This window comes from Chryseobacterium daeguense DSM 19388 (assembly GCF_000430825.1).
Taxonomy (GTDB): Bacteria; Bacteroidota; Bacteroidia; order Flavobacteriales; family Weeksellaceae; genus Chryseobacterium; species Chryseobacterium daeguense.
The window spans coordinates 25,164-32,167 of sequence record NZ_AUMT01000023.1; the positions used below are offsets into that span (position 1 = coordinate 25,164).

General features: G+C 30.7%; 5 protein-coding genes. All 5 read left to right on the forward strand.

Features of this window, described 5'->3' with window-relative positions:
* The first annotated feature begins 307 nt into the window (after positions 1-307).
* Complete coding sequence (locus H560_RS0119125; protein WP_027381467.1) at positions 308-1,549, forward strand: tyrosine-type recombinase/integrase; 1,242 nt, start codon at positions 308-310, stop codon at positions 1,547-1,549.
* Between the two features lie 264 nt (positions 1,550-1,813).
* Positions 1,814-4,090: an nSTAND3 domain-containing NTPase gene (locus H560_RS0119130; protein ID WP_034753299.1), complete on the forward strand. Its 2,277-nt coding sequence runs from the start codon at positions 1,814-1,816 to the stop codon at positions 4,088-4,090.
* Positions 4,091-4,623: 533 nt separating this feature from the next.
* Complete coding sequence (gene darT, locus H560_RS0119135; protein WP_027381469.1) at positions 4,624-5,259, forward strand: type II toxin-antitoxin system toxin DNA ADP-ribosyl transferase DarT; 636 nt, start codon at positions 4,624-4,626, stop codon at positions 5,257-5,259.
* Between the two features lie 2 nt (positions 5,260-5,261).
* On the forward strand, positions 5,262-6,311 hold the full coding sequence (gene darG / locus H560_RS0119140) for a type II toxin-antitoxin system antitoxin DNA ADP-ribosyl glycohydrolase DarG (RefSeq protein WP_027381470.1): 1,050 nt from the start codon (positions 5,262-5,264) through the stop codon (positions 6,309-6,311).
* 438 nt (positions 6,312-6,749) lie between these two features.
* Positions 6,750-7,001 (forward strand): transposase, encoded by a 252-nt coding sequence (locus H560_RS23825; RefSeq protein WP_081413913.1) that lies wholly within the window; start codon positions 6,750-6,752, stop codon positions 6,999-7,001.
* Positions 7,002-7,004 lie beyond the last annotated feature (3 nt).

A 7,004-nucleotide genomic window follows, 5' to 3' on the forward strand; every position in this document is an offset into this window, starting at 1 on the left:
ACTAAATTTTATATAAAGAAATTGTATATGAAAGTTGTCTGCCTTTCTCTCTGATAATAAATTTGTCAGGATAGTTTGTTTGTGTGCAGGGAAGGAAAAGTATAATTAAATAAAAAGAGAATTTGTATTGTTGCAAATTCTCTTTTAGTTAATGGTGGAGTTGGAGGTTTTCGAACCTATTATATTTTAACATATCTCAAAATATGTAATATATCTATTTATCAGTATTTTAGCTATATTTGTATAAACTATTATACTTAGTTTTTATGTCTAAATATAGAAGAAGTAGCACCTAAACTGGCACCTGATGAACTATACTTTCAAACTTAAGCAACCTAATGGTACAAAGGAATCTTTGATTTATTTCCGTTCTTTTTTCAACAATGAAAATAAGAATTTCATCTATTCTACAGGTGAGAAAATAAAACCAAGCGAATGGGATTTTAAAGGTAGGCAACCAAACGACCTAAACGGAAGGACAAAAAAGGCAGAAATTCATCGTGGCGTAAAGATGCAGTTAGATCGCTACAGCAGTTTCTTCACCGAGATTGTTAATCGATATAAAAACATTAATGAAGAACTTACAGTCGATATCCTTAAACAAAGATTTGATGAAAAGTTCAAAAAAATTACTGTTAAAAGTGATTTTTTTAGAATTTATCAGGAGTTTTTAGATGAGAAAGAAAACGACTATACTGGGAATTCAATTTCAAACTCTACTTTGAAGCGTTACAAATGCAATAAGAATCTACTCGAAGATTTTGAAAGCAATTGTAAAGTTAAGATTACTCTGGGAAAATTTGATGATAAACTTTACAATAGGTTTTTAAAGTATTGTATTGAAGAAAAAAAGCATTCTGCAAATACATTACATAGAAATGTCGGTTTGCTCAAAACTTTCCTTCTTTGGGCTCTCAATAAAAAATATACGTACAATAACAATTTTATTACTTTTAAAAAACCTGCGAAATTCACAACTGATGAAATAGCATTAAATTATGAACAAGTTGAGCTCATATACAATTATGACTTCAGTGATAACAAAAGATTGGAAAGGGTACGTGACCTTTTTGTTTTTGGATGCGCTACAGGAATGAGGTTTGGCAATTACAGCACGATTTCAAAAAGTGATGTTGATGGTAATTTCATACGAGTTATCGATTTAAAAAGTAAATCTAAAAACTTAGCAATTCCTTTAAACAGTATTTCTAAATCAATACTCGAAAAGTATGATTATAACCTGCCTAGTATTACAAATCAGAAGATGAATGAGTATATTAAAGAGGTTTTTAAAAAGCTAGAATTTACTGATGAAATAAAGAAGACTATGAAGTATGGTGATGAGTTGGTAGACCAAAAAGCTGAGTTTTGGACAAGAATTTCCTCACATACTGCAAGGAGAAGTTTCATCACTATAATGAAGAACAAACGAGTTCCTGATAAGGTGATAATGAGTTACACTGGTCATACTAGTTTGGAGGTCTTTAATGCTTATTACAGACCAAGCGAAGATGATAAGATCAATTATATGAATGAGGTTTTTAAGTAGTCATTAAGTTAGAGTACACAAAAAAACTTTATGGACGTTGGATTCTTTCGAATAATTTACAGATTATCCTATGATGATTTACTATTCAATAAAAATGAGAAAGATTGAGAAGCTTTTGTAAAAGAGCAGATAAAACACCAAGCACAAATCCAGTAAAATTATCCTCAATGAAAGACTGATCAATGAGTTTGCAAGCTTAAATATTATTATATTAGTAGATAGTAAAGTTAAGTAATAAACTTACTCTGTTATAATTAGATTTATATGATAAAATATGAATTACATCGGTTAGGATGGCACGACTTCCAACAACTCTGTCTAACAATTGTACGAGAAATCTTAGGACAAACTGTAACTAACTTTTTAGATACAAATGATGCTGGTATCGATGGTGCTTTTTCAGGAACTTGGAAGCAAAAAAATGATGAAGATCTGAACGGGCATTTTATCATTCAATGTAAGTTTACTAATAAAGTACAAAGTAATTTAAAATTAAGTGACCTCACTGATGAGTTTGTAAAAATTGAAAGGCTCGTTGCTGAAGGACGGTGTAATTGTTATATTCTGATGACTAATGCTGGAGTTTCTGGCCAATTTGAATTGGGTTATGCAAAGAAGTTAGAAAAAATAGGTGTGAAAAAATGGAGAATCTTTGGAAACGATTGGATTTCTAATCAAATAACAGAAAGTAATCGGCTAAGGGCATTAGTGCCTAGAATTTATGGATTAGGAGATTTAAGTCAGATTCTCGATGAAAGAGCTTACTCACAAGCTAAAGAACTAATTTCGTCAATGAGAGAAGATCTTTCAAAAATAGTTATTACATCCTCATATTATAAGGCTGCAGAAGCAATGAATGAACACGGATTTGTTCTTATTATTGGAGAGCCGGCAGCAGGAAAAACAACGATTGCTTCTCTCCTAGCAATGGCAGCAGTTGATCAATGGCAACTAACTACATTCAAGCTAGATACTCCCGATTTAGTAACTAAACATTGGAATCCTAATGATCCTAATCAATTTTTTTGGATTGATGATGCATTTGGTGTAACACAGTATGAGTCTGGTCTTGTTAATAGATGGAATCATATTTTGATAGAAATAAAAGCAATGCTAAAGCAAGGTGTTAAAATCGTGATGACTTCCCGTGATTACATTTACAAGCGTGCAAGAAATGATTTAAAAGAAAGTGCATTTCCGCTATTTAATGAAAGCCAAGTTGTTATTGATTTACAGAAACTAACGCTTGATGAAAAACAAAAAATACTTTATAATCATATTAAACTTGGTAATCAACCAAAATCATTTCGGACAATAATCAAGCCCCATTTAACTGGTGTTTGTCAAAATAATCGCTTTATTCCTGAAATTGCAAGGAGATTAGGTGATTCCGTCTTCACGAATAATCTTACAATAAATGAATATTCTCTACAAAATTTTGTAGAGAAGCAGGAGAGCTTTTTAGAAGATGTGATCAGGAGTCTTGATAATGATTGTAAGGCTGCCTTAGGGCTTGTATATATGAGTAATGGTCTTCTAATTAGTCCGTTAGAGTTAGAGGAAAATGAAATTAACCTTCTTGCTAGGATGGGTAGTAATTTGGGTAATTGTGTTCAAGCATTTGATTCTATGAACGGAAGCTTAGTACAGCACACATTTATCGATGACAATATGGTGTGGCGATATAAACATCCTACAATCGGTGACGCTTATGCGAGGATAATTACCCAAAGCCCAGAGCTATTAGAAATCTATTTGAGAGGCACAAATGTTGAAAAATTATTAGAGCAAATCACTTGTGGAGATATTGGTCTGGAAAAGACGATTGTCGTTCCTAAGAAGATGTTTAGTATAGTACTTGAACGTATGCTTTCATTTAAAGAATCAAAATCATACAAGCTATCATATTTATCTGAATGGGACGCTTTAAAAAAGTTGCTATCCTTTCTCTCAAGAAGATCATCTAAAGAATTCCTGAAATTATTTGTGAATCAAAAACCTGAAATTTTTGATATTATTGTTAAGCCAACAATGTATTTTTATTATTCTAAGGAAATAGATACAGTTGTTAAATTAAATAGGTTTGGTTTACTACCTGAAAAGTACAGGAAAGAGTTTGTAGAATACATTTCTCATCATACTCTCTCGGGTGATGATCTCTATGTACTTAGGGATGAAGATATGCAAACTGTTTTTTCTTTAGAAGAATTACAGGAGCTAAAACAAAAGATTAGAAATGACTTATTACCTCAAATATCTGACGTCAGACAAAAATATGAGAATGATTTTAATGATCAAGATGATTACACACCAGAGGAGCATATGGAAGAATTCTATGAAAAGATAAATATTCTGATTGAGGAGTTTGAAGAGGAAGATTCTATATGTCAAAGTTTAGAAAAAGAAAGAAAAAAAGCTAAGGACTGGGCTGAGGAGACTGATTATGAAAAACGAGAAAAGCCACAAAGAAAATTAGATTTACGAGATGATAATAAACAACTAATTAGTTCGAGGAGCATTTTCGACGATATCGATCAGTGAAAAAATGATTTTCTTAATTTTTTTCATATAAAATACGGAATTTTAGTCAAGATAAGTTTTATATTGATCAACTTAAATATTTGCATACCAATAGCAACACATATTTTTATACGTACAGAAATTTAATTTTGTACCACCATAAACCCTTCTGCTGTTTTTGTAAATAACGTAGAAAATATCTTGACTTATTTTTGTTCAGGAAATCTTTTTTATTTTAAACGATTGTAAATTTTACACAAGTGGACAAAAGGAATTTCTGATGAAAACAAATATTGAAGAATACTGTCAGCGGCTATCCAAGCTCTTTGAGCAATGCAGTTTATTTTAGCTGCATTTTGTTTGGATAAAAAAACATTTGTCAATCCAAGAATATTTAGGACAAAAAATATTTGTAAGTACATAACAGTCAAATCATCAAAAATAAATTCTATATTAGTTGTTGAAACAGCTGTAAGAAATTATATCCAATCATACTGACGCAATGCGGAAATTTGGAAGATAGCTGTAATTGTAAACAAAGTGTAGTTAAAAAAATGATTAATAAAAATAAAGAATATTGCTATAGAATTATACATATCGAAAACCTGCCAATAATATTAGAAACTGGAATTGTATGCAAAAAAAACTCTAAAGCTAATTCTAATTATATTAATATTGGAAATCCTGAAATAATTGATGTAAGGAGTGAAACTAAGGTGAGAATTGAACATTATGGAATGATTGGTGATTACGTACCGTTTTATTTTACATCCAAATCAATTATGCTCTTTAATATTCAAACGGGTTATAGACATCCTGTTGTTCCTAAAAGGGGACCTTCTGAAATTTTAGTAATGAGATTCAGAATATCGGATTTAATTTCACTTGATAAGAAGTGGTTTTTTACTGATGGACAAGCTAATGACGCTGCCACAACTCATTATAATTCTCTTTCTAAAATTGATAAAATTGATTGGCAAAGTATTCATCAAAATAATTTTTCCAAATCTGAGGATTTTGACCGCGCTAGGCGTTATCAAGCAGAACTTTTAGTGAAGGATGAGGTTCCAATTCATATTATTGAATCAATAAATGTTTATGATGATGAAGCTAAAAAATATGTTGAAAAAATTTTGAAAGAGAATAAGCTAGAAATTAAAGTCAATACTAATAAAATTTATTACTTTTGAACATGATTAAAATTGAGAAAGGAGATTTATTAACTGCAAATGTCACTGCCTTAGTGAATACAGTTAACACTGTAGGAGTTATGGGTAAAGGAATAGCTTTGCAGTTTAAAGAAGCTTTTCCGAATAATACTAAAAAGTATATTGAGGCATGTAAAAATAAAGAATTGATGCCTGGTAAACTGTTGTCAGTTTGGGATGCAAACCTACAACTAGGTAAAAAATTAATTATTAATTTTCCGACAAAAGTTCATTGGCGTCATCCGTCAAAATATGAATATATTGAAAAAGGCTTAATATCTTTAAGAGAGTTAATTATCAAAGAAAAAATTGACAGTATTGCTATACCTCCACTTGGTTGCGGAAATGGAGGGCTTGATTGGAATGTAGTAAAAAAAATGATATTTATATCTTTAGAAGATTTAAATACAGAAATAATTCTTTTTGAACCAAATGAAGGTATTAAGGAAATTCTTCAAAAACAGGAAACAAGAAAAATAACAAAACTAACTCCTGCAAGAGCAACACTATTATATTCTTTGTTTGCTTTTGAAAGCATTGGAGAATATAGTAGTTTATTTGCTGCAAATAAGCTGGCTTATTTTCTACAAAGAAAAGGACAAAAATTAAATTTGGACTTTAAACCTTATCATTATGGACCATATGCAATCGGTGTGGAAAAGGTTTTATACAGTCTTAATGGAGTTTATTTGAAAGGGATGGAACAAGGTAATGTAAAACCTTTTGAACCGCTTTACTTAAATTACGAAAAATGGGATGAAGTAAAAAAGTATGTGAACAATAATTTGACTACTGAAGAATTATTGAGGTTAAAAAGTTTAATTAAGTTTATTTCTAATTTTAGTTCTGAACTTTCATTAGAGGTTTTAGCCACTGTTGATTACATTCTTTTCCAAAACCCTAATTCTTCACTTGATGAGGTAATGTTGTCAATCAAAAAATGGAATATTAGAAAAAGTCAATTATTTAAAAAAACTTTAGTGGAAGAAGCTTATGTTTATTTGAAGAATTACAAAGAGCAAATTTTCGCATAAAAGTAATTCAGCTAAATCATATAGGCTAAACATTCAACTAGATTTTATTTGTAAAAGCCACAACTTTATCTGACAGTTAGGGGTTAAAAATAATTGTCAGTTATCCAATATTGTCCTTACTTCCAAAAGTAAGGATTTTTTGTTCCTCTGCAAGAGTTTCCAATAATTTTCTTATTGTTTATGTAATTTATTTCTTATTCTGACAATGTCTTTGATAAAAAAAGAACCCACGCCGTTGGATCACCTTTTTTCAGTAGTTCATATAATTGAAAATCAGTTAGCTTTCGGTGCTGTGAGTTTGTACTTTTCATAAGCGGTATTTTTCAGCTTAATGATTGCTAAAAGTGGAGTTGCTAACTTTGTTAGGACACAATTCTTATACTCTTTATCTTTAAGAGTATGAAAAAGATCAGAAAAAATTACAGTCTATAGTTTAAGATCCAAGCAGTATCTTTAAGTGAGCAGCGAGGCAATGTATCCTCGGTAGCTGAAGAATTTGGGATCTGTAAAGAAAGTCTCGTTAATTGGCGAAAACTTCACAAAGAAGGTAAACTTAGCAAGGAAAAACAAATATCCTCTGATCCAATAAGGGAAGAGTTATTGAGACTTCGCAAAGAACTGGAAGAAACAAAGCTTGAACGTGATATCTTAAAAAAGGCGGTAGGCATCTTCTCCAAGAGAGAGGGGTAAGAT

Bases quoted from the DNA above. Each gene is read 5' to 3' on its own strand.
- darT (WP_027381469.1), top strand. From the start codon at position 4,624: ATGATTAATAAAAATAAAGAATATTGCTATAGAATTATACATATCGAA.
- H560_RS0119130 (WP_034753299.1), top strand. From the start codon at position 1,814: ATGATAAAATATGAATTACATCGGTTAGGATGGCACGACTTCCAACAA.
- darG (WP_027381470.1), top strand. From the start codon at position 5,262: ATGATTAAAATTGAGAAAGGAGATTTATTAACTGCAAATGTCACTGCC.
- H560_RS0119125 (WP_027381467.1), top strand. From the start codon at position 308: ATGAACTATACTTTCAAACTTAAGCAACCTAATGGTACAAAGGAATCT.